The sequence below is a fragment of the Achromobacter spanius genome (genome assembly GCF_029637605.1).
In the GTDB taxonomy this organism is placed as follows: Bacteria; Pseudomonadota; Gammaproteobacteria; order Burkholderiales; family Burkholderiaceae_B; genus Achromobacter; species Achromobacter spanius_E.
This window is the reverse complement of sequence record NZ_CP121261.1, coordinates 3,594,694-3,618,544: the sequence shown is the minus strand read 5'-3', so window position 1 is coordinate 3,618,544 and position 23,851 is coordinate 3,594,694. Positions and strand designations below refer to the sequence as shown.

Annotated in this window: 21 protein-coding genes; 20 read left to right on the top strand and 1 reads right to left on the bottom strand. The window is 62.1% G+C overall.

Going from position 1 to position 23,851, the window contains the following annotated elements; all coding sequences use genetic code 11:
* The first annotated feature begins 71 nt into the window (after positions 1–71).
* The 17 genes from P8T11_RS16115 (at position 72) to P8T11_RS29245 (ending at position 18,586) form a co-directional block, all read left to right on the top strand.
* A complete protein-coding gene (locus P8T11_RS16115; RefSeq protein ID WP_268081015.1) occupies positions 72–974 on the top strand; it encodes a LysR substrate-binding domain-containing protein in 903 nt (300 codons plus the stop codon).
* Between the two features lie 153 nt (positions 975–1,127).
* Positions 1,128–2,105, top strand: coding sequence for a Bug family tripartite tricarboxylate transporter substrate binding protein (locus P8T11_RS16110; protein WP_268081016.1), 978 nt, complete (start codon positions 1,128–1,130; stop codon positions 2,103–2,105).
* A 47-nt stretch (positions 2,106–2,152) separates the two neighbouring features.
* Entirely contained in the window at positions 2,153–4,198 is a 2,046-nt protein-coding gene (locus P8T11_RS16105; protein ID WP_268081017.1) for an aconitase family protein, read from the top strand.
* Between the two features lie 333 nt (positions 4,199–4,531).
* Positions 4,532–5,398, top strand: a complete 867-nt coding sequence (locus tag P8T11_RS16100; RefSeq protein WP_268081018.1) for an N-acyl homoserine lactonase family protein — start codon at positions 4,532–4,534, stop codon at positions 5,396–5,398.
* Positions 5,399–5,474: 76 nt separating this feature from the next.
* Complete coding sequence (locus P8T11_RS16095) at positions 5,475–6,458, top strand: ABC transporter ATP-binding protein (RefSeq protein ID WP_268081019.1); 984 nt, start codon at positions 5,475–5,477, stop codon at positions 6,456–6,458.
* A complete protein-coding gene (locus P8T11_RS16090; protein ID WP_268081020.1) occupies positions 6,455–7,168 on the top strand; it encodes an ABC transporter permease in 714 nt (237 codons plus the stop codon). The genes P8T11_RS16095 and P8T11_RS16090 overlap by 4 nt, the downstream gene beginning before the upstream one ends.
* Positions 7,165–8,550, top strand: coding sequence for a GldG family protein (locus P8T11_RS16085; protein WP_268081021.1), 1,386 nt, complete (start codon positions 7,165–7,167; stop codon positions 8,548–8,550). Before P8T11_RS16090 ends, P8T11_RS16085 begins: the two co-directional genes overlap by 4 nt.
* A complete protein-coding gene (locus P8T11_RS16080; protein ID WP_268081022.1) occupies positions 8,547–9,119 on the top strand; it encodes an electron transporter SenC in 573 nt (190 codons plus the stop codon). The genes P8T11_RS16085 and P8T11_RS16080 overlap by 4 nt, the downstream gene beginning before the upstream one ends.
* A 332-nt stretch (positions 9,120–9,451) precedes the next feature.
* Positions 9,452–10,357, top strand: coding sequence for a branched-chain amino acid ABC transporter permease (locus P8T11_RS16075; protein ID WP_050449410.1), 906 nt, complete (start codon positions 9,452–9,454; stop codon positions 10,355–10,357).
* Positions 10,357–11,373 (top strand): branched-chain amino acid ABC transporter permease, encoded by a 1,017-nt coding sequence (locus tag P8T11_RS16070; protein ID WP_268081023.1) that lies wholly within the window; start codon positions 10,357–10,359, stop codon positions 11,371–11,373. The genes P8T11_RS16075 and P8T11_RS16070 overlap by 1 nt, the downstream gene beginning before the upstream one ends.
* Before the next feature lie 2 nt (positions 11,374–11,375).
* On the top strand, positions 11,376–12,116 hold the full coding sequence (locus P8T11_RS16065) for an ABC transporter ATP-binding protein (protein ID WP_050449412.1): 741 nt from the start codon (positions 11,376–11,378) through the stop codon (positions 12,114–12,116).
* A gap of 3 nt (positions 12,117–12,119) precedes the next feature.
* Positions 12,120–12,776, top strand: coding sequence for an ABC transporter ATP-binding protein (locus P8T11_RS16060; RefSeq protein WP_259250473.1), 657 nt, complete (start codon positions 12,120–12,122; stop codon positions 12,774–12,776).
* A 16-nt stretch (positions 12,777–12,792) separates the two neighbouring features.
* Positions 12,793–14,229, top strand: a complete 1,437-nt coding sequence (locus P8T11_RS16055; RefSeq protein WP_268081024.1) for an aldehyde dehydrogenase family protein — start codon at positions 12,793–12,795, stop codon at positions 14,227–14,229.
* Between the two features lie 27 nt (positions 14,230–14,256).
* Positions 14,257–15,009 carry a glucose 1-dehydrogenase gene (locus P8T11_RS16050; protein WP_268081025.1) on the top strand — a complete coding sequence of 251 codons (753 nt, stop codon included), beginning with the start codon at positions 14,257–14,259 and terminating at the stop codon, positions 15,007–15,009.
* A 69-nt stretch (positions 15,010–15,078) separates the two neighbouring features.
* Positions 15,079–16,203, top strand: coding sequence for a zinc-dependent alcohol dehydrogenase family protein (locus P8T11_RS16045; RefSeq protein WP_100854354.1), 1,125 nt, complete (start codon positions 15,079–15,081; stop codon positions 16,201–16,203).
* A gap of 36 nt (positions 16,204–16,239) precedes the next feature.
* Positions 16,240–17,544, top strand: a complete 1,305-nt coding sequence (locus P8T11_RS16040; protein ID WP_268081026.1) for an ABC transporter substrate-binding protein — start codon at positions 16,240–16,242, stop codon at positions 17,542–17,544.
* Positions 17,545–17,890: 346 nt separating this feature from the next.
* Positions 17,891–18,586 (top strand): REP-associated tyrosine transposase, encoded by a 696-nt coding sequence (locus P8T11_RS29245; protein ID WP_418910296.1) that lies wholly within the window; start codon positions 17,891–17,893, stop codon positions 18,584–18,586.
* 894 nt (positions 18,587–19,480) lie between these two features.
* Here the strand turns inward: P8T11_RS29245 and P8T11_RS16035 are convergent.
* A complete protein-coding gene (locus P8T11_RS16035) occupies positions 19,481–20,074 on the bottom strand; it encodes a DUF4291 domain-containing protein (RefSeq protein ID WP_100854360.1) in 594 nt (197 codons plus the stop codon).
* A 240-nt stretch (positions 20,075–20,314) separates the two neighbouring features.
* Between P8T11_RS16035 and P8T11_RS16030 the strand changes: the two genes are divergently transcribed.
* From P8T11_RS16030 to P8T11_RS16020, 3 genes are all read left to right on the top strand, one after another.
* Entirely contained in the window at positions 20,315–21,934 is a 1,620-nt protein-coding gene (locus tag P8T11_RS16030) for an RNase A-like domain-containing protein (RefSeq protein ID WP_268081027.1), read from the top strand.
* A complete protein-coding gene (locus P8T11_RS16025) occupies positions 21,931–22,242 on the top strand; it encodes a contact-dependent growth inhibition system immunity protein (RefSeq protein ID WP_268081028.1) in 312 nt (103 codons plus the stop codon). The genes P8T11_RS16030 and P8T11_RS16025 overlap by 4 nt, the downstream gene beginning before the upstream one ends.
* A 311-nt stretch (positions 22,243–22,553) precedes the next feature.
* Entirely contained in the window at positions 22,554–23,750 is a 1,197-nt protein-coding gene (locus P8T11_RS16020) for an IS4 family transposase (RefSeq protein WP_347404748.1), read from the top strand.
* Positions 23,751–23,851 lie beyond the last annotated feature (101 nt).

Genomic DNA, 23,851 nt, shown 5'->3' with positions numbered 1-23,851 from the left:
GGGGGATCGCCTGGTGTACGATCCCCCGTCAATGCGGATCGTGCCGCATTAGCTTTCGCCCATCTCCGGCCATGGAAAACCTGCTACGCAAACTTGACCTGACCTCGCTTCGCCTGTTTGTGGCCGTGTGCCAGGAAAACAGCATTGCGCGGGCGGCCGAACGCGAATTCATCGCGCCCTCGGCGGTCAGCCGCCGCATCGCCGAGCTGGAATCGTTGATTGGCCTGCCGCTGATCGAGCGCCACACGCGCGGCGTCTCGGTCACGCCTGCCGGCCAGACGGTGTTGCGCCACGCGCAGCAGATCATTGGCGACGTTGAATCCATGGGCGCCGAGCTGTCGCGCTTTTATGCGGGTGTGAAGGGCAGCGTGCGCGTGGTGGCCAACCTGTCGGCCATCGTGCAGTTCCTGCCCGAAGACGTGGCGGCGTTTCAGCGCCTGTTTCCGGAAGTGGACATCGACCTGGAAGAGCAGCACAGCCCTGATGTGCTGCGACTGGTGCGCGAACGTGCGTTTGACTTCGGCATCTGCAACCGCATTGCGGGGGCGCAAGGGCTGGAACAACTGCCCTACCGGCGCGACCGGCTTGCGGTGATGCTGCCGTCCCACCATCCCCGCGCCACCGCGCGGCAACTGAGCTTGCAGGACATCGCCGGTGAAACCTTTGTCGGCCTGGGCGAACACAGCGCGCTGACGCAATTGCTGGCGGCCCAGGCCCGCGCCATCGGCGCGACGCTGTCCGTGAAAATCCGCGTGGCCAGCCTGGACGCGCTGTGCCGCATGACGCACGCGGGTCTAGGTATTGCCGTGATGCCGCAGCAAGTGGCGGAACTCTATCTTCAATCGCTGGACGTGGTGGTGCGGCCGCTATCTGACGACTGGGCGCGGCGCCAGCTGTGCATCGTCTTCCCCGGTGAACAGCAGTTGTCGGCAACGGCCGCAACCCTGGTCAAGTTCCTGGCCCAGCAAGGCTGAGCAGACATCTCGGTTTGCGATGGCTGGCCTGCCCAGACGACACTTCGGCAATCGCTCGCCGCTCCTTATAGTCAAACCGCGTCCTTGACCTGACCCTGGGGCGCGGACCCAAGCCGGGGCAATCAGACCCCGCTGCGACGATACGGAGACATCATGACCCTCACCACCAGATTCCTGGCCGGCTGTACGCTGGCGCTTGCCGCCATGCTGCCCACGGCCTACGCCCAAGCGGCCGGCTACCCCGACCGCCCCATCCGCCTGATCGTGCCGACCTCGCCGGGCTCCACCGCCGACGTGGTCGCCCGCGTGGTGGCCGAGCACCTGGGCAAGACCCTGTCGCAGCCGCTGATTGTGGAAAACCTGGCGGGTGCGGCCGGCATACCCGGCACGCGGCAGTTGGTATCCGCCAAGCCGGACGGCTACACGCTGGCCATCGTGTCGTCCAACCATGCCATCAACCCCAGCCTGTACAAGAGCATGCCGTACGACTCGGTCAAGGACATCACGCCGATATCGGTCATCGGCACCACGCCGCTGGTCATGGTCGTGGCCGAGAATTCGCCGTACCGCAGCGTGGGCGACCTGCTGGCCGCCGCACGCGCGCAGCCCGGCAAGATCAACTACGGGTCTTCCGGCAACGGCAGCGTGCTGCATCTGGCGGGCGAGCTGTTCAAGTCCAAGGCGGGCGTGAACATGATGCATATCCCGTACCGGGGCGGCAATGCGCTGATCACGGACGTGATGTCGGGTCAGATCCAGGTGGCGTTCCTGGCCGTGCCGTCCGTGCTGGCGCAGGTTCAGGCCGGCAAGCTGCACGCGCTGGCCGTCAGCACGCCCGAGCGCGTGGCGGCCTTGCCTGATGTGCCGACCCTGGATGAATCCGGCGTCAAGGGGTACGCCTACGATGCGTGGATTTCGCTGATCGGCCCGGCCAAATTGCCCCCCGACATCGTGCGCACCCTGCAAGCCGCCACGCAGCGGACCATGGCGGATTCCGCCGTGCTGAAGACGCTGACGCCACAGGGTTTCGTGTCGCAGGGCAGCAGCACCGAAACCGCAGTGCAGACGCTGAACGCCGAAATCACCAAGAGCCAGGCGCTGGTCAAGGCCGCCGCGGTAACGGCTGAATAGCCACCGGATCATCGCCGAACGAGTCCTCGAATCATCCACGGAAAGCCATGACGGTTTCATCTTCCACATCATGCTGTGTGCTGGACGCCGCGCCTCACCTGTTGTTCTTGTCGCAAGACCCGGCGTGTATCGCCGCGCAGTTGCAAGGCGCTGTCATTCCGGCGTCAACCGCCGCGCCGTTGCGCGACGATATCTCCACCGACGAGATCACGCCGGTGCCCATCCTGACGCACTTTGACGACAAGCTGGGGCGCTATCCGTACACCGGCCTGCGGGTGGCGAATGTTCAACCGATTGGCGTCGACGCCATCCAGCGCGCGGGCATCAATGTGGTCGTGGCGGGCAAGCGCTACGGCAAGGGTTCGTCGCGCGAACACAGCCCCATGGCCGAGAAATCGGCGGGCGTGCGGCTGGTGATTGCGGAGAGCTTTGAACGTATCTACCGCCAGAACGCCGACAACATCGGGCTGTACACCAGCACCGATCTGGGCCTGGTCGCGCGTCTTGAACGCGGGGACGTCATCACGGTGGACGAGATTGTGGCGGACCGCGATGACCTGGCCGCCGCCATCGTGCGAGCGGGCGGCTTGCCGGCCTTTGGACAGGCGCATCTGCAAGAGGTGGCGGCGGGCGATGATCCCGCACATCTGCAAGACGTTGCGCCGGGGGACGCGCCGACGCAACTCGCAACGGACACTGCCGCCGCGCCACGCACGCTGTTCGAAAAAATCATCCAGCGCCATGTGCTGGCCACGCCGGTCACGTCCAGCGACGCACAGCAAGGCGCGGGCGTGTTCCTCCGCGCCGACTGGCGCTTCATCCATGAGTACTACACCGGCATGGCCGCGCACATGCTGCACGCGCGTTTCGGACGCCCGCTGCGGTTGGTGGACCCCGCGCGCATCGTGGTGTTTGAAGACCACACGTCGTATGTCGACGAAAGCCCCAACCACGTCAAGGCCGGCATCGTGCCCAACGTGCGCGTGATGTGCCAGGCGCAGCGGGACTTTGTCGACGCCTACGGGCTGCGGCATCACCGCACCCTGACCGAACTGGAAGCCGCGCGCGATGGGGGCAACAACGTCGCCGGCATTTCCCACGCGATGATGGCCGAACATTACGCGCTGCCCGGTCAGGTCGTGGTGGGCACCGATTCGCATACGCCACATAGTGGCGCGCTGGGATGCGTGGCGTTTGGCGTTGGCACCACCGACATGGCCAACGCCTTCGTCACGGGCGCCGTGCGCCTGACGCTGCCCGCATCGCTGCGCGTGGAACTGACGGGTGCCTTGCCGCCGGGCGTGACGGCCAAGGACGTGGTGCTGCACTTGCTGGCCTTGCCCGAGATCCGCGCGGGCGCCGGCGTGGGCAAGGTGTTTGAATTTACCGGTGATGCCGTCACGGCCATGTCCGTCGATGAACGCGCTACCTTGACGAACATGACGGCCGAACTGGGCGGCCTGACGGGCATCGTTGCGCCGGATGCCGAGACGGTGCGCTTCCTGCGCGAACGCCGTGGCGTGGACGTGGCGATCGAGCCCTGGATGCACAGCGACCCCGACGCCGACTACGCCGCCACCTTGCGCGTGGACGCTACGCAGCTTTCGCCGATGGTGGCCGCGCCGGGCGACCCGGGCAACGGCGTGGCGCTATCCACCCTGGTCACGCGCCCGCGCATCGACATCGCCTACGGCGGCTCGTGCACGGCCGGCAAGCGCGAGGACTTCGACGCCTATCACCAGGTGCTGGCCTGGGCGGTGCAACGCGGGCTGCGCCTGCCCGACGGGGTCACGTTGTATCTGCAATACGGCACCACGGCCGTGCGCGACTACTGCGTGGCGCAAGGGTACGACCGCACCTTTGCAGCCGTGGGCGCGCGCATTCTGCAACCCTCATGCGGGGCCTGCGCCAATTGCGGGCCGGGATCCTCCACGGACGCCGGGCAGGTGACGATCAGCGCCATCAACCGCAACTTTCCCGGCCGTTCGGGGCCGGGCAGCGTGTGGCTGGGCAGTCCGCCCACCGTGATGGCCAGCGCGCTGGCGGGTTCGCTGATGTCGTTCGCTGAATTGCAGGCCCGCCACCCGGGCTGATCGCGCATCGCTCCCGCTGCATCCGGCTGGCGCCAAGCGTCTTTGACTGGCGCCGGCCGGATGCCTTGTCGCATCCGCCTTAGGGTTGCTACCCGTTCAGCCGCCGTGAAGCCCAGCTTAATAAATCCTTAATTGGCAGCCGCGCGGCGCTGCGTCAGAGTGCGCAACAGAGAAAACGGCCGTCAGATGCCGTCCTGGCCGGCGAACTGATCCGCCGCGCCTTCAACCCCGCACAGCAAAATCCTATTGAAAAAACCCGGGACACACCGGGCGGCTTGCTATCGACCGTTGCCACGTGGTGGCGGTCATCCCTGTTGGTCCGAGGAGACGACAATGAGCAAGAGCTGGAAGAAGATCGCAAGTGCGGTGGGCGTGATGGCGATGATGGCAGGGGCGGGGGCGCAGGCCGCCGACGCGCCGCCCGACATCAAGCTGATGCAGCTGTCCGTGGGCAAGATTGAGCTGGACAAAGGCTTCATGACCGCCATGGTCGATGTGGGCACCAAGATCAAGATCCCCGTGCCCGCCTACGTGATCCAGCACCCGCGCGGGTTGGTCCTGTTCGACACCGGCATGAACCAGGCCACTGCCGACGGCAACTGCGCCAATTATTGGGGCCAGGGCCTGTGCGGCGCCTTCAATTCCATCCAGGGCCGCGACGAAGTCATCGACCGCCAGTTGAAGGCCGCGGGCTTTGACGTCAGCGACGTGAAGTACGTGGTGTATTCGCACTTCCACCTGGACCACGCCGGCAACATCAAGATGTTCCCCAAGGCCAAGCACGTGGTGCAAAAGGCCGAGCTAAGCGCCGCCTGGTGGCCCGAGAAATTCCAGCGCGCCGCCTATGTCATGAAAGACTTCGACACCACGCGCGACTACGACTTCATCCAGGTGGAAGGTGACTTCGACCTGTTCGGCGACGGCACCATTGTGCTGCTGGACACCAAGGGCCATACGCAGGGGCACCAGTCATTGCAGGTGAAACTGAAGAACACCGGCACGGTGCTGCTGGCGGCGGACGCCATCTACACCGCCGAGAACGAGGCCGGCGTCATCCCGGGCATTACCTGGAACACGGCGGCGTCGATGCAGGCGATTGACCGGCTCAAGCAGATACGCGACGCGCGCCAGGGCCAGCTTTGGTATAGCCACGACGCCGAGCAGCACGCGCAGAACGCCAAGACCAAGGTTTTTGACTAAGGCGCTGGCCCCGGCATCGATCCGCGCAAACCCGACCCCGCAATCCCGACCCCGCAACCTCGACCCAAGGCATCCCATGCAGCCGGCTGTTGCGTTGCACCAGGTCTGCAAGTCGTTCGGGCCCCGCCAGGTCCTGCATTCCCTGAGCCTGTCCGTGGCGCCCGGGGAAATCGTGGGCCTGTTGGGGCCGAACGGCAGCGGCAAGACCACCACCCTGCGCCTGATGGCGGGGTTTTACACGCCTGACAGCGGCCGCGTCACGGTGCGCGGGCGGGAGCCCGCGCCGGGCCGTGGCAATGCTGACATCGGCTACCTGCCCGAACGCGCGCCGCTGTACGACGCGCTGACGGTCATGCAATACCTGGAGTTCGGCGCGGGCGTGAAGGTGGCCGGCGGGGCACGCGCGCGGCGCCAGGCCATTGAACGCGCCATCGACGGTTTCGACTTGCAAGCCGTTGCCCGCAGCGCCATCGGCCGCCTGTCCAAGGGCCAGCGGCAACGGGTGGGGCTGGCGCAAGCTGTGCTGAATGATCCGCCCGTGCTGCTGCTGGACGAAGCCACCAACGGCCTGGACCCGGTGCAGATCGTGGAAGCGCGCGCCATGATCCGCCGCTGCGCCGAAGGGCGCGCGGTGGTGTTCAGCAGCCATCTCATGCAAGAGGTGGAAGCCTTGTGCACCCGCATCGTCATCCTGCGCCAAGGCCATCTGGTGGAAGACGCAGCCTTGGGCCAGGCGCAGTCGGCGCTGCAATTGCAACTGGCCTTGCCCACAGCGGGCCACGCTGCCTTGCATGCCGCCTTGTCGGCGTGCCCAGGCGTGCAAGCGGTGGACGCCACGGTGCTGGACGCGGCGTTGAGCAAGTGGCGCATCAGTTGGGACACGGCCGGCAAGGGCGAACCGCCGGGCACCGTATGCGACCAGGTGCTGCGCATTGTGCTGGCGCATGCCCAGGTGCGCGCCGTGCTGTCCTTGCACGATGCCGTCGAAACCCGTTTGCTGGCGGCGCTGGCGCCAAATGATCCGGTGTCGTGGGATCCGGTGTTGCGGAGGCGCGCATGAACGGCTTTCTTGCCTTGTACCGAAAAGAACTGCGCACCGACTTCGGATCACCCGTCGCGCTGGTGGTGGTGGCCGTGTTCTGGGCGCTGTCGGGCTATCTGTTCAGCTTCAATCTGTTCTTCGTCAGCACCGGGCAAATGGTGACGGCGTTTCACAACATGACGATCCTGCTGATCCTGGTGATGCCACTGGTCAGCATGCGTGCGTTCGCGGAAGAGGCGCGGCAGGGCACGCTGGAATTGCTGCTGACCTTGCCCTTGTCGGACGCGACGCTGGTGCTGGCCAAGTACGCCGCTGGCTTGACTGTGCTGGCCTTGATGCTGGCGGGCACAAGCGCCGCCGTGTTGCCGCTGGCATGGTACGGGCAGCCTGACTACGGCCCCATCGTGGGCGGATACATCGGCGTGTTCCTCTACGGCGCGCTGTTTTTGGCGATAGGCATTGCCGTGTCCAGCTCCTGCTCGAACCAGATCGTGGCGGCCAGCGCCACCTGGGGCATCCTGGTGTTGCTGTGGTTCATGGACTACCCGGCCGCGCTGGATGCCTTTCCGGCCTTGTCGCCGTTTTTCCAGGCGCTGTCCCTGTCGGCGCAGCATGTGGACTTTATCCGTGGCGTGCTGCCAGGCCCCGCCACGGTAACGCTGGCCAGCGTGGCGGTGCTGGCGTTGATGATCGCGGCCGTCAACCTGAAGCGCTGGAGGCTGCGATGAACGGCCACCCCGGCTTGCGCCGCGCGGGCAGACGGCTGTGGCTATGGCTGCCGGTATTGGCGGTAGCGGCCTTGCTGCTGGCGCTGAACCTGTGGGCATCCCGCCATCTGGGCCGGTGGGACCTGACTGCGCAACGGCTCTACAGCCTGTCGCCAGAAAGCCTGGACGTGGCGCGCCAGATCAAGCAGCCGGTGGACGTGGCCTGGTTCTACGACCTGCGCAACAAAAGCATGGTGGATGCGCTGGAACTGCTGCGCCAGTACGAACATGCCAACCCGCTGATTCGCGTGCGCGGCGTGGACCCGGCGCTGCGCCCGGCCGAGGCGCGCGAGGCCGGCATCCAGTTCGCGGGCAGCGCGGTGCTGGCCGCCGACACCCGCAAGATGACGATCAACGGCGGCACCGAAACCGATTTCACCAACGCGCTGATCCGCATTAGCCAGCAGGGCGCGCAGACGGTGTGCTTCACGCAAGGGCATCGCGAAGCCATGCTGGACAGCCTGACGTCGCTGGACGATCTGGAAGACCACGGCGACGACGAAAACCTGGTGGCGCGCGTCGAAGTGCATGAGCAGCACGGCATGGCGATGGCGCGCAATGCCTTGCAGACGCTGGGCTTTGGCACCCGCGCCGTAAACGCGGGCAGCCTGGCGCAAGCGCTGCCGGCCTGCGCTGTGGTGGTGGCGACTGGCCCACGCACGCCCTTCGGCGCGGACGACGCGCAGGCGCTGCGCCGCTGGACGGCAAACGGCGGCAAGACCTTGCTGCTGCTGGAACCTGACACGCAGCACGGCCTGGATGCCTTGCTGGCCGACTTCGGTATTGCACGGCCGGCGGGCGCGCTGGCGGACCCGGGCAGTCATTACCGCAACGACGCCGGCAGCCCCGCCGTCAGCGACTACACCCGCCACAAGATGACGCGCGGTTTGCCCTTAAGCTTTTTTCCTGGCGCGGCCGTGCTGGAGCCCGCGGGCGACAGCCTGCCCCCGGGCGTGACCGTGATTCCCTTGGCGCAGACGTCCGCGCAGGCGCACCTGCCGGGTCAAGCCGGCACGCGGCATACCTTGATGGCGCTGGCCACGCGCAACGCGCAGGCAGCGAGTACGGACGGATCAGCGCGGCCCACCCTGTTGGTGGCGGGCGATAGCGACTTTGCGACCAACCGCCATTTCGCCACGCTGGGCAACGGCGCGCTCTTCACCAGCGCCGTCACGCTGCTGGCCGGCGAAGACGCCTTGCTGACGATCCGCCCACGCCATTACGAAAACCGCCGCGTTGAACTGACCAACCGCCAGATGCGCACGGTGTTCTGGACCAGCACTGTTGTCTTGCCACTGCTGGCCTTGATGACGGGCCTGCTGCTGTGGTGGAGGCGGCGGTGAACGCCGCGCGCCTTCACCTGGGACGTCGCATCGCATGGCCGATGTTGCTGGCGGCCGGGGTGGTGCTGTCGGCGTGGCAGTGGCACGAGGCCATGGAGTCGCCCGCCACGCACAGCGGCCACACGCATCTGCATGACGATAGCGGCAAGCCCGCGCGCCTGTATGCCTGGAATGCGGATCAAGCGGCCCGCGTTACCTTGCTGATCCCTGCGCAGACGTCGGTGCAGACATCGCCGCGGACGTTGATGCTGCAACGCGGCGCGCAAGGCTGGCTTGCAACCCCAGCCGCTGCCGACTTCGACGTTGCCGACTTCCTGACCTTGTTCTCGCACGCGCGCAGCGACCGCATTCTGGCCCCGCATGCCGACGAATCCTATGGTTTGAACCCGCCCGTCTTGCGCATCGCCATCGACGATGCCAACGGCGTCGCGCTGGCCCGCATGGACGTGGGGGCCCTTACGCCGGATGGCCTAGGCCGTTATGTGCAATTGCCCGACGAGCCGCATCTGCGCATCATCCCCAATTACCAGACGCGGGCGCCTTTGGCAGCGATGCAGGTAAACCCGTAGGTGGGTAATACGCCTTTCACGGCCACTCTATCGCTTGTGAAACCCGGCTTGCACAAAGATAAATAGGCGCTGAAAACGCGCATCCCTATACTTCTTTTCCACATCGGACGAGTACGAAAAGCGGTTGCGGCCTGCTATCGGACCCGTCCATATAAACGCCTTCCGGCCTGATCCGCATTGCATCGGAAACAGGCACGGCAAGGTCCATAACGAGACAAGGGCGCGCGATGCGCGTCCCGGGCAACATGCCCGTACCACCGTGCAGGGGACGCACGTTGCCAAGGCAACGCATCGCCCGCGCGGCAGGTGCTTAGCGGATTGGGAGAAGACGCTTGACCTTGGATCTACTGCCTCTCGCCTTGGTGGATGGCGTGGCGTACGCCAGTCTGCTGTTCCTGGTGTCGATGGGATTAACCCTGGTGTTCGGCGTGATGGGCATCTTGAATGTCGCCCATGGCGCCTTCTATGCCTTTGGTGGCTACGCTGCCGCCAGCCTCGTCATGTTCCTGGCGCCCAAGACCGATTCCCCCTTCCTGCTGTTCGCCGCCTTGTTCGTGGCCGCCATCGCGGTGGGCCTGGCCTTGGGCAGCATCATGGAATTCGTGCTGATTCGCCGCGCGCAAAACTACGACCCCATCCTGAAACTGCTGATCACCTTCGGCGGCTTCCTGATGCTGGAAGACATTCAGCGCCTGCTGTGGGGCGCGCAGCCCTATAGCGCCAGTGAAGTCGTCAACCGCCTGGGCAATATCGAAATTGGTGACATCACCTACACCACCTACCAACTGGTGGTGGTGCCGGTGACCGCCGTGCTGGCCTACGTGTGCCTGGAATTCTTCCTGCGCCACACCAAGCTGGGCAAGCAGACGGTGGCCACCACGCACAACCGTGAAGTGGCCACGTCACTGGGCATCAACGCCAAGAAAATCGGCTACGTCACGTTCGTGATCGCGACCATCCTGGGTGCCCTGGGCGGCGCGATGGCCGCGCCCACCACGTCGTTGGTGCCCGGCGCCGGCACCGACATGACGGTGCTGTCGTTCGCCGTGGTGGCCACGGCGGGCCTGGGGCAGATCACCGGCGCGCTGATTGCCGCGCTGCTGATTGGCGTCATGCGTTCCATTGCCGTCTACGCCGCGCCCGAACTTGAAGTGGCGGTGCCGTACATCATCATGGTGCTGGTGCTGATCATCCGGCCGCATGGCTTGTTCACCGTCGCCCAAGCCCGGAGGATCTGATGAAAGTCGCCGTACTCAGCCTCTTGGCCGCGCTGGCCACGCTATTGCTTGGCTACACCTATTCGTGGACCATCACGCCGATTGTCATCGGCCTGACCTACGCCATCGCCGCTTTAGGCGTGTCGGTGATGGCCCGCGCCGGCCAGATCTCGTTTGGCCACGCTATGTATTCCTGCATCTCGGCCTACACGGTGGCCTTTCTGGCGCGCGCCATGCCGGGCGCCGATGCGCTGGTGTTGATACTGGCCGGGGTCGTGGCCAGCTTCCTGGCCGCCATTGTGATCGGCCTGTTCGTGGTGCGGTATCGCGGCATCTTCTTTGGCATGCTGAACCTGGCGCTGAGCATGGTGCTGTTTGCGCTGCTGGGCAAGCTGTACACCCTGACGGGCGGCTCGGACGGCATGCGCATCGTGCGGCCCGCCCTTGCCGGCGTGCTGATGGAGCGCGATGCATTCGAACGCGCCTTGCTGGTGCTGACGCTGCTTGTGTCGCTGGTGCTGGCCTGGTGGGTGCAGCGCTATTTCCGGTCGGGCAGCGGCCAGGCCCTGGCGGCCATCAAGACGAACGAAACGCGCATTGAATACCTGGGGTTTTCCGCTTACTTCATCATGTGGAAAGGCTATCTGCTGTCGGCCGTCGTGGTGGGGTTTTCGGGTGCGATCCTGGCGTTGATGCAGGGCCTGGTCACGCCGGAAATCGGGTCGTGGCTGCGGTCGGGCGAGTTCGTGTTCATCACGATTCTGGGTGGGGCCGGGCATGCCGCCGGCGCGTTCCTGGGCGCGGTGGGCTTTGAAACCGTGAAGCTGGTGTCGGCCGCGTACTTCCCCGGCCTGTGGCAGTTCTTGCTGGGCTTGACGCTGATCCTGGTGATCTTCATGTTCCCCACCGGCTTTGTCGGCCAGATCATGCAACGCATCGCCACGAAAAAGCGCGACCAAGCCCGGGCACGCGCCGGCGCCAACGCCACCTTGCAGGCGCGCGTTTCTGCCACTGCGCAATCGTCGGCCAGGAATTGATGATGAAACCCCTTATTCAAACCACCGACCTGCATCTGTCCTTCGGCGGCGTGATCGCGGCCGACAACATCAACTTTGAATTGCATGAAGGCGAACGCCTGGCCGTCATTGGCCAGAACGGCGCGGGCAAGACCACCTTCATCAACATCTGCACCGGCTACCTGGCGCCCTCCAAAGGCAAGGTGTACTTCGACGGACGTGACGTCACGGCGATGGCCCCGCGCAAGATCGTGCGCCTGGGGTTGGGCCGTTCGTTCCAGTTGCCGCAGTTGTTTACCGAGCACACCGTGCGCCAGTGCGTGCAGATTGCCGCCGCGCGCCGCAACAAGGAACTGAGCTGGTTCCGTTCTTTGGAAAGCACCATCGACGACAAGGAGGTGGACGCCACGCTGGACCTGGTGGGCCTCTTGCCCGAAGCCGACGAAGCGTCCATTGAATTGCCCGAAGGCAAGCGCAAGCTGCTGGACGTGGCGATGGCGCTGGCACTGCGCCCCAAGCTGCTGATCATGGATGAACCCACTAGCGGCGTGGCGTCCGAAGACAAATTCGCCTTGATGGAAACCGTGATGCATGCGCTGGACGAACGCCGCGTGACCAGTTGGTTTGTGGAGCACGACGTGGACATTGTGTCGCGCTACGCCACGCGCGTGGCGGCCTGGATCGCGGGCAAGGTGGCGGCCGACGGCACGCCGGACGAAGTGCTGAACAACCCGCAGATCAAAAGCGAAGTGCTGGGGGCCTGAGCCATGCTGAACCTATCCGACATCAACGTAGACCTGGCAGGCAACCGCATCCTGCGCGACGTCAGCGCAAGCTTCGACGCGTCCAAGACCATCGGTATCGTCGGCCGCAACGGCGCGGGCAAGACCACGCTGCTGCGCACCATCATGGGCCTGACCAAGATCAAGTCCGGCAAGATCATGTTTGACGGCGCCGACCTCAGCGCCATGCCCGGCCACAAGCGCGCCGCGTTGAAAGTGGGCTACGCGCCCGAAGACCGCGTGATCTTCCCGACCATGACCGTGCAGGAAAACCTGAACCTGCCTTGCGAGGTGCAAGGCCAGTCCAAGACAGACATCGCGGCCCGGATCCAGACCGTGCTGAAAGTGGTTCCCCAACTGGAACCCATGCTGGGCCGCTCGGGTTCGGCCTTGTCGGGCGGGCAGGGAAAGATGGTGGCGCTGGCGCGCGCCATCATGGTCGGCACCCGCCTGCTGATGCTGGACGAACCCTTCCAGGGCTTGGCCCCCAAGCTCGCGCGCGACTACACCGAAGCGCTGGAACGCCTGAAGGAATTGCAGCCTGAGTTGTGCGTGGTCATCACCGAATCCAACGTGAAGCTGCTGGGCGGCATCCCTGACCAGATATGGACGATTGAGCGCGGCTCGATCACCTTGAATTGACTACCGGAGACATTGCATGACGCAGATGATTATCAACGGCCGCCAGGTCGATGCCCAGGATGGGCGCACCATCGATGTGGTGTCACCCGTGGATGGCGAGGTGTTCACCACCATTCCGCGCGGCCAGCAGGCCGACGTTGATGCCGCCGTGCAAGCGGCGCGCGCCGCGCTGGATGGCGACTGGGGTCGCATGACGGCGCTGGAACGTGGCCGCCTGCTGCTGCGCCTGGGTGAATCGGTGTTGGCGCACCATGAAGAACTGGCGCAACTGGAATCGCGCGACACCGGCAAGCCCATGTCCACCGCGCGCGGCGACATCACCGTGCTGGCGCGCTACTTCGAGTTCTACGGCGGCGCTGCCGACAAAGTACATGGACAGACCATTCCGTTTCAAAAGGACTATTCGGTTCAACTGATTCGCGAACCGCTGGGCGTCACCGCCCACATCATTCCGTGGAACTACCCGGCGCAGATGTTCGGCCGCAGCGTGGCGCCGGCCCTGGCCATGGGCAACGCCAGCGTGGTCAAGCCGGCTGAAGACGCCTGCCTGTCCATCATCCGCGTGGCCGAACTGGCTTTGGAAGTGGGCTTTCCGGCCGGCGCGCTGAACATCGTGACGGGTCTTGGCGAAGAGGCGGGCGCCAGCCTGTCGCGCCATGCCGACATCAACTTCATCACCTTCACCGGGTCGAACGAAGTCGGTGTGCTGATCCAGCAGGCGGCCGCCGTCAACGCGGTCAAGTGCGTGCTGGAGCTGGGAGGCAAGTCGGCGCACATCGTGTTCGACGATGCCAACGCCAAGGCTGCCATCCCCGCCATCGTGAAGGGCATCGTCCACAACACCGGCCAGACCTGCACGGCGGGCAGCCGCCTGCTGGTGCAGCGCGGCGTCTACGCCGAGTTCATGAAGGCGCTTGCCGAAGAGTTTTCCAAGGTGCGTGCCGGCACGCCCGACATGGACCTGACCTGCGGCCCCGTCGTCAACAAGGCGCAGTTTGACCGCGTAAACCGCTACATCGCCAAGGGCCTGGCCGACGGCCTGACCGTGGCGGCCGAAGGCGGCATTGCCGACGGCGTGCCCGCAGGCGGCTACTTCGTGAAACCCACGTTGTTCTCCGCGCCTTCGCATGACAGCACCTTGCTGACTGAAGAGATTTTCGGGCCGGTGCTGGTGGCGCTGCCCTTTGACACCGAAGCCGACGCCATCCGCTTGGCCAACGCCACCGACTACGGCCTGTTGGGCGCGGTCTGGACCGAGAACGGCGGACGCCAGCAGCGCGTGGCGCGCGCCATGAAATGCGGGCAGGTGTACATCAACGGCTTTGGCGCGGGCGGCGGCGTTGAACTGCCGTTTGGCGGCGTCAAGAAAAGCGGCCACGGGCGCGAGAAGGGCTTTATCGCCCTGGAAGAAATGAGCACCACGAAAACGTTGATCCAGTTCTACGGCGAATGATCGCCACGCCATTAACGGAGTCCAGTCATGAGTCAGTTGCAGGGTAAGGTCGCCATCGTTACCGGTGGGGGCAGCGGTTTCGGCGAAGGCATCGTCAAGCTGTACGCCAAGGAAGGCGCCAAGGTCGTCATTGCCGACATCAACAAGGAAGCCGCCGACCGCGTGGCCGGCGAAGTGGGCGCGGCCGCGCTGGCCGTGAAGGCCGACGTGTCCAGCCGCGCCGACATCGACAACGTGGTGCGCGTGTGCCAAGAGAAGTTCGGGTCCGTCGACATCGTGGTCAACAACGCCGCCATCACCCACAAGAACCAGCCGATGCTGGACGTGGACGAGGCCATGTTCGACCGCATGTTCGAGATCAACGTCAAGTCCATCTATCACATGGCGCAGGCGGTTGTGCCGGTGATGCGCAAGCAAAAGCGCGGCGTGATTCTTAACGTGGGGTCGACTGCCGGCATCCGCCCGCGCCCCGGCCTCAGTTGGTACAACGCGTCCAAGGGCGCGGTCAACGTGCTGTCCAAATCCATGGCCGTGGAACTGGGCCCCGACGGTATTCGCGTCAACGCGATTTGCCCTGTGATGGGCATCACCGGCATGTTCGAACTGTTCATGGGCTTGCCCGACACGCCCGAAAACCGCGCCAAGTTCGTGTCCACCATTCCGCTGGGCCGCTTCTGCCAGCCCTCGGACGTGGCGGCGGCGGCATTGTTCTTGGCCAGCGACGCGGCGGAGTTCATCACCGGCGTGGAGTTCCCCGTGGACGGCGGACGCACGGTGTAAGGGTGTGGATTCGGCCGGCGTGCGCCGGCCGGCCTTTCGTCCGTACGGCTTTTACTTGGATGTCAGCGCATGAAAATCAAAGCGGCGTTGTTGCGTAACGTAGGGGTGCAAGGTCCTTACGCCCAGACCCGGCCATTGGCCATTACCGAGGTCGAACTGGACCCGCCCGGCACGGGCGAAGTGCTGGTGCGCATCAAGGCGGCCGGCCTTTGCCATTCGGATTTGTCGGTCATCAACGGCGACCGCCCGCGCGGCGTGCCCATCGTGTTGGGGCATGAGTCATCGGGCGAAGTGGTCGAGACCGGCCCCGGCGTTACCGACCTGAAACCCGGCGATCACGTGGCCATGGTGTTCGTGCCCAGTTGCGGCTGCTGCAATCCTTGCATGGAAGGCCGCCCCGCGCTATGCGAACCCGGTGCCGCCGCCAACACGCAAGGCACCTTGCTGGGCGGCGACCGCCGCCTGCACATCGGCGACGAATACCTGAACCACCACACCGGCGTGTCCTGCTTTGCCGAATACGCCGTGGTGTCGCGCCGGTCATGCGTGAAAGTCAACGTTGAACTCAGCCACCGCGAAGCCGCGCTGTTCGGCTGCGCCGTGCTGACCGGCGCGGGCGCGGTGCTGAACCGGGCGCGCATCAAGGCCGGCGACACCGCCGCCATCGTGGGGCTGGGCGGCGTCGGCCTGTCCGCCTTGCTGGCCGCTGTGGCGGCAGGCGCGCGCCGCGTCGTTGCCGTCGATCTCAGCGATGAAAAACTCGCCCTGGCCAAAGAGCTGGGCGCGACTCACGTGGTCAACCCCAAGCAGGTCAAGACGGACGACGACCTGTTCGACCTGGCCGGCGGCCGCGTGGACTACGGCTTTGACATGGCGGGCGCCGTGCCCGCGTTCGAGACCGCCTACAAGCTGACCCGGCGCGGCGGCGCCACCGTCACGTCGGGCTTGCCCAACCCCAAGTTCAGCTTCCCGCTGTCGCTCTCGCAGATGGTGGGCGAAGAGCGCGACATACGCGGCAGTTACCTGGGGTCTGGCGTACCCGCCATCGACATCAGCCGCTACATCGACCTCTACAAAGCCGGCCAGTTGCCGGTGGACCGGATGATGGGCAAATCGTTTTCGCTGGACCAGATCAACGAGGGGTTCGATCACCTCGCCACCGGCGGCAGCCTGCGCGACGCCATCGTTTTCTAAGGGCATAGACCCGACTACAACACTGGAGACAAGACCATGAAAACCTCAAGACTCGCCGCCCTGTTAGGCGCCACATTGCTGACCGGCTTCGCGGCCCTGGCCAGCGCCGCCGACAAGCCCAAGGAACTGAACATCGGCATCTCGACCTTCCTGTCGGGCTCGGCCTCGGTGTTCGGTGTGCCCGCCCGAGACGCGGCCGAAATCCTTATCCAGGATCTCAACGCCGCGGGCGGTATCGACGGCGTGAAGATCGTGCCCAGCTACATCGACGAAGGCGGCGGCGGTGAAAAGCTGCTGTCCGAGTACCGCCGCCTGGCCGAAGGCGGCACCCGCGTCATGCTGTCCGCGATCTCCAGCGGCAACTGCAACATCGTGGCCCCCGTCGCCGAAGACCTGAAAGTGCTGAACGTGATGTGGGACTGCGGCACGGAAAAAGCCCTGGAAGGCAAGAAGTACAAGTACGTGGTGCGCACGCAAGCCAATGCCACCACCGAAATGGTTGCCCAAGTGCTGTACCTGATGAAGGTCAAACCCGACTTCAAGACCATCGCCATCGTCAACCAGGACTACGCCTGGGGCCGCGATTCGCGTGACATCTTCATGGCCGCGCTGAAGAAGTTCAAGCCCGACGTGAAGGTCGTGGCCGAGATGTTCCCCAAGTTCGGCGCCGCCGACTTCTCCACCGAAATCAGCCGCCTGCAAGCCCTGCGCCCAGACGTCATCGTGTCCACTTCGTGGGGCGGCGACCTGGACAACTTCGTGCGCCAGGCCTCGCAACGCAACCTGTTCAAGAACTCCACCTTCGTGCTGTCCCTGGCAGAAAGCTCGCTGGAACGCCTGGGCAACGCCTTGCCTGAAGGCGTCTACGTCGGCGCGCGCGGCGACCACTACTTCCTGCACCCGGAAACCAAGGACGATCCGCAGCACCAGGCTTTCGTGAAGAAATTCCACGACAAGACGGGCGCGTATCCCATCTATTCGGTCTACCACATGGCGCAAGCGCTTCAAGGCCTGAAAGCCGGCTACGAAAAAGCCATCAAGGACAACGGCGGCGCCTGGCCCACCGTGGAACAAGTGGCCGCCGCCATGCACGACGTGAACTTCAAAGGCTACGGCCGCGAAGTCAAAATGCACCGCGCCGACGGCCAAGCCCTGGAAGCGCAGTTGTTCGGCGTGACCAAGAAGAGCGACAAGTACCCGTTCAAGGTCCTGGCCGACATTACGATCGTGCCGGCGGAACTGGTCACCCCGGGCGTGGAAGACACGTCGATGGGCTGGATTGAAAAGAACCTGACCCCGGATGTCTTGAAAAGCGACCAGATCAAGGTGTATTCGAACTGAGCAAGCTGTGTTGTGTGTGCAGGGACTCCCCGACGAGAAATCGTCGGGTTTTTTTTTGGGGTGGCGGGGCCTAGGCGAAGCTGGTCGGACTTTTTTTAAGGTGTCAGACTGCAGTTCTATTAATCCTTAGCCTGGCCAGGCACGCTCGAGGTCCTACGCATATAGTTATTGGGGCTTTTTAAGGTGTCAGACTGCATTTTTTATTTTTTATATCTTGGCCAGGCAGGGCGTGCGCGATTTCTTAAGTCTGCAGTCCTTGCGTGCCAAAAACGTCTCCTATTTCATGCCATCCATGTTGGCAGTCCATGTAAGCTGAATTGCTATATTTTTTGAATGGACGGGCAATATGGCACCCAGGCTACCGCGGGTATTGATCCCTCATTGTGCGCATCATGTAGTGCAGCGAGGCCACAGCCGAAAAGATGTGTTTAATGGGCCCAACGACTGCAATGCGTATCTCGATGACCTATGTAGTAAGAAGGCGGAATTGGACGTGCAGGTGCATGCCTATTGCTTGATGAGCAATCATGTGCATCTGCTTTTGACTCCAGGCCGGGATGCCACCGCGATAAGCCGCCTGATGAAGGAACTAGCGCGGCGGGCGACCAGGAGGTGGAATGTTCAACGCGCTGGTTCGGGTTCGCTTTGGGAGGCTCGCTTCAAGTCGAGTATTGTTCAGACCGAAAAGTATCTGCTTGCGTGTTGCCGCTATATCGAATTGAATCCCGTAAGGGCGGGCATGGTTGCGCACGCGGGAGAGTATCCGTGGTCGAGCTACCGTGGCCGAATGGGCCTATGGCCTGATAAGGTTTTGGATCTTCATCCTATCTATTTGGGACTTGGAAACTCGGAGATTTTGCGTCGGACTGCGTATCGAAACTACTTGGACTCTGAGGTTAGTGAGGCGGATCTATTGACGATAAGAGCGGGCAGTCGGAAGAGTGTTCCTACATCGGATGAGAGGTTTGTGAGAGAGCTCGAGGAATTGTTTGGACGAAAAGTGGCACCCGGACCTCGAGGACGTCCTTTAAAGGTAGTCTGACACCTTAAATTGGGAGTGGTGCGGCAGGTATCTTTGGAGGTGTAATTGGAGGGCGGGGATCCAGAGTTGTCTCGTCGAGGGCGAATCAAGGGATTGCGGCGGGGGGGCTTTCGAAGGAATCGAGGGGCTTGGTCGATGCTGGTAAAGTTCCAAGCGTCGGGGAGAGCGTTACGTTGTATCGGGTTGACGATGCTGGCTTCACTCCTCGAATTTTGGAGGATGGAACTGTGCCAGTAGTTTCGACCAAGGCGGGCGGCGAACGGACTATGTTCGTCAACCTTGGACAGCCTCAACGAGCCAAGGAGTTCGCTCGTATCAACCGAGGAGGCAATGCCACCATTACGGCTGTGGAGGTTGATGTTTCGCTCTTGACGCGGCTGAGGCAAGCCTCGATTTATGATAAGGAAGCTAACGTAAAACTTCATCCATCTGCACCGTTGCGGGTAGACGTAAATAAGGCTCCCGATCAGTTCGGGTTAAGGACGCCTGAGCAAATTCAGTGGCTACGTGACGCCATTAGGCCTGGCACTGCGCGGGTGGTTCACCCTGATGATTTGTGATTTAACGGAGTCTGTTTTGGAAAAGGTTTTCATTATTCCCCTTCACGTGACTCGAATGGAAGATTCGGTAATGCCAGTGAATTTTTCGGGGGCTTATGTCAGTTGCTACGCATCCGGGGTCGATTACGTAGAAGCCACAAAAAGGGTCCTTGCGAGACTTTTAGAAGATGGATTGCATCCCGAAGAGATCCTGCAGCCAATCCAACAAATGGATGTTAACGGTTGGTCTCAGCATGTTTTGGAGCAGTGGCCCCATCAAGCGAAGTCATTGCCTAATCAGAATGAATTCAACGGACTCATAGAGCAAGGGGGGGTGGTATATGGGCCATTTGGCTCATATATCTAAATACTGATACGCGTGTTCCGCGGGCAGCCTGCGGGTTGCCTCTGCGAATTGCTTATCGTCGACAAGAGCATGAATCTCGCGAACCAAGGGTGTTACATCTCTAATCCGGTAAATCCATTGATTCACATAAAGCTGAACGGCCTCATTACTCAAGCCGATCTGAATTGTCCGGTACGGTAAAGGCTGTAGTATTAAGTCGCGGTCCGGGTCCCATTGAATGCGCACGGGGGCCTCTTTTTTTACACGCATCCACTCCTCCTTGCTCATTGAGGGGTGGGGGCGGCTCAAGCAACTATGCGTCAGAGCCCATTCGAAGCCCTCCCGCGTGATGTCTATAGCCAGAATACGTCTCTGGCCGTCGTCCTTTTGACCCCATCCTGCCCGGTACATCATCCAGAGGAAGGAAGGTTTAATCCAAGTCATCCGCTCCATTTTGAAAGGTGGTGACACGAACGTTCCGTGTGCCAGGGCCGTATCCGCAACAGCATCTGAGTAAGCCTGATAGACGCGGATTGTCTTGGCGTCATAAACGGCTCGAATTTTCTGCAGCGGAGCGGCCGCGATGTCTAGTAGGTTTTGCATGGTTTATTTTACTGTTGAAGACTGAGCGGCAGCGAGCAGTCACGCCGCCGAGATTCATCCGTGCCGTACTAACTGAAGTGACAACCTAGAAATCACGATGTTAGACCGAGCTACGGCTCAAGTCCCCGATTATCCGTGCGGAACGGGCGTGCCCGTCGCAATGCCCAAGCACTTCCGGTTCACCTCGTCGATCTCGTTTAGCGTCTGGAACGCCGTCGGCCGCAGTCCGACGCGTCATGCATGAAGTCCGTAACGGCTGGCGTGGGCGCTGCCTTCAACGGTGCAAACTTCTTTGCGTCAGACGCCGAGATTGCAAATGCAGCCAGGGGAAGCCTGGGCGTCACGCAATCGGTGGCGCGCGCGGCGGTGAGTTCGACGGTGAGCCAGGGCATCGCCGTGGCGACAGGGCTGCAATCCAGATTCAATTGGACCAATGTCGCAGCGGCCGGAATCGGCGCGGGTGTGGGCTCAGCGGTGAGTTCGACAGTTCTGCCCAACGCGACTGTGTTTGGCGAAAGAATGACGCGCGGCTTCGTCGCGGGCGCCGTGGGAGGGGTTGCCGCCACGGTGCTGTCGGGCGGCAAGGCGGACTACGTCAGGATTGCGACTGATGCGTTTGGGAATGCGTTGGGGAACGCTGTTGTCGACGCGATGCAGGATGAGTCATCGCCTCCGTCGACAGATCGCAGGCGTTCGGGTCAAGGCATCAGGATAAGCGAGCAAGATCTTGCCGCCTTCGTGCGCGACCCATTGTCTATGGATGATGGAGGCCTGCCTTTGGCGCGTCTTCGAGCGGGGCTTCCTGTCAATGGAAGTGAATCGCCGACATATACGAGCGGCGAGTCGGAAAACGATCTCTACTCCGCCTTAGTCCGGGTCATGTCCGAGGACAAGCCACGGCACCAAGGGGTACTGCTGGCGGATAACGGGGGGAATAACTCCGCTGCGGCTTTGGAAGCGCTGGCATTGGCACGCAAGGGTGTCGCGCCGAACGAATCTTGGGGGGGGAAGGGGTCATTCTTTTATGGGCTCAAGGAGGGGCGTGCAAATCGATCGGTGATGGACACCGAGCCTGTGAGCATGGCCGAGAAATTAGGTGCATTGACACGCGATTTTGTCGTCGGGGCGAAGGACGCTTTGGTTGAGATGCCGCTGATGGCTGTGGATACTGCGCGGTTGACAGGTTTGGCTGCGACAGCCGTGATGACTGGGCGTGCGGAAGAGTTCCAACCTTGGAGCGACACGGGGAAATTTGCGAAGGCGGGAGGGACGCTGGGCGAATACTACGGTGCACCGTTCAGTGCACTTGAGAATACTCTGGAAAGTATATTTCAAGGAAAGTTTGAGGCTGCAAGTAGCGGCGCAGCAGTTTTATTGGGCGGTGTGCTGGGCGGGAGGGCTAGTCGGCCCACGGCCTTGAACATTTCGCCTGCCGCATTTGGTGGAGACACGGCTTTCAGCCGAATTGTTATAGGAGGAGGGCTGCAAGCTCACGAGAATGTCGGGGGCCACTTGCTTTTGAAGCATGTTGGCCAAACCGAAAGTTCGCTCCTGAGCCGCTTGGGTCAAGAGCCCCGAATCTCTGCGTCATCTTCCTTTTATACGAGAGCTGTCGCCGAGGATGTGGTGTCAAAAGTCCTGGAATCGAATCACACCAAAATATCAGAATGGGTCAGTGGTCGCAGGAATAGATTGATTCTGGAATACAATCCAGCTTCGTCTACTGAGTTCGTTGGAATTTCCGTTGTGCGCGGCACTGAGAAGGCTCTCGATGTTAGTAATGCGCGGGTTGTTTTGCAGCGAAATTCCAGTATGCCATTTGGTTATAACGTTTTAACAGGGTTCCCTGTCTCGCGATGAAAGACAAAAAATTTGACGCCCTGGGCCAACTTCTAGGCTGCTATTTCCATCAGGATTGGCCCGAAGAATTTGCAACGGAGGAGCTTGCTTTGTCAGCCATTCTAAAAGCTGAACCAAAAGATTATCTTCTTCGCGCGGCGATGGAGATAGATGCGATTCTTGCGGCTGAAATGAATGATGACGAGTTAAAAGTTTTTATGGTGGAGGTTCTTGGATGCTACTTTGACCCTACCTATTCCGGGGAGCGCCCGGCGCATTGGTTAACAAGAGTGCAAGTTTTGCTAATGAGTAATTCTGCTCAAATTTAGTTCTGTCATTTATGTTGTTTTTAGAAGGGGGCGTCGCTTCGGTTCAATGGTATGTGGCGGCGCCCCATTTGACGGTGATTTGCAGCGCACCAGAGCAGCTTTATCGTCGCGTCGTCGGTGAGGAAGTGGCTTGTATTAAGGTGGTCAGACTCTGAGGTTTCCCCACGAATTTCCAGCGAAATTCATTTTGAATCAACAGCCTGTGCAGTGAGGTGGGGTCAAACGGTTCGGTTGGCGGTGATTAGGGCGTGCATGGCACCAGTCTTATACCCTTCATCAGGCGACCAAACCGTTTGAAGGAAGACCAGGCCATGCACGCAGTCGGAGTATTGCAGAAACTGCTCCAGGATTCGATCCCTAGCCTACATTTGAGCCGACTCAAGGCCTTGATAAGCACGGTGCGAAGTGCGATGGCAACGCGCCGGTTGACACTCAGCGGATTGGCGCGCGGACTGCCGACTGGACAAGCGATAAGGCATCGGATCAAGCGCGTGGACCGGCTACTGGGCAACCGTCATCTGCATAGCGAACGCCCCATGTTCTATCAACTGCTGTGCCGCCAGTTCATGGCGGGGATCACGCGTCCCATTATCTTGGTGGATTGGTCCGATTTGAAGGCGGATCGAAGTTGGCTGGTATTGCGTGCAGCACTATGGATACGCGGCGCTGCCGTGCCTATCTACGAGAGCGTTCATCCCTTGCGCGATCAGAACTCGCCGGGTGTTGAGAGGACATTTCTGACCAAGCTCAAGTCCTTGCTACCCGAAGGTCTACGGCCGATTATCGTGAACGATGCGGGGTTCCGGGGACCATGGTTTACCTATCTGAATCAACTGGGCTGGTACTGGGTGGGGCGCATCCGCGGGCGCACGTTTTTGCGTTCGGGCGACGAGCCGTGGCGGCGTTGCACGGCGGATTATGCAACCGCCAGTTCGCGTCCTCAGGACCTGGGCGAACAACAAATGATCCGCTCCTGTCCAGTGCAAACCCGGCTTGTCCTGTATCGAAAGCCGCCGCAACAGCGCCAAGCATTGACTCAGTTCAAGCAGCGCAAGCGCAGCAGCCACAGCGAGGTTTGCGCCAGGCGGGAAAGCGAACCTTGGCTGCTGTGTGCATCGCCGTCGCTGGCCAATACGAATGCGCGCGAAATTGTTGAGGTCTACCGAAAGCGCATGAGTATCGAATGCACCTTCCGAAACTTGAAATCCCATCAGTTCGGGTTTGCGTTCGAGGATAGTCAAAGCGCAGGTGCCGCGCGTCTGCAGATCTTGTTGTTGATCCACGCGTTAGCGACGTTCTTGCTGTGGCTAGTCGGCAAATTAGCTGAGAGCCGAAAACTGAGGCCAGCCTATGAATCCAACAACCGGAAAGACCGGCCGACCATCTCGCTGCTTACGCTTGGGGCCATGATCTATGCCGAACGGACTCTGGCATTGACCGAAACGTCAGTCCTTGAGCTCTTGCGAACACCATTGAGCACTGCAGAACTCAATGAAGGGCGGCGATAAATTCGTGGGGAAACCTCAGAGTCTGACACCTTAAATCACAGGAAAATTCGGCGAATGCCGGGATTAGGAAAGAGCTAGACCTCGTGAACATTCAAGTTGAC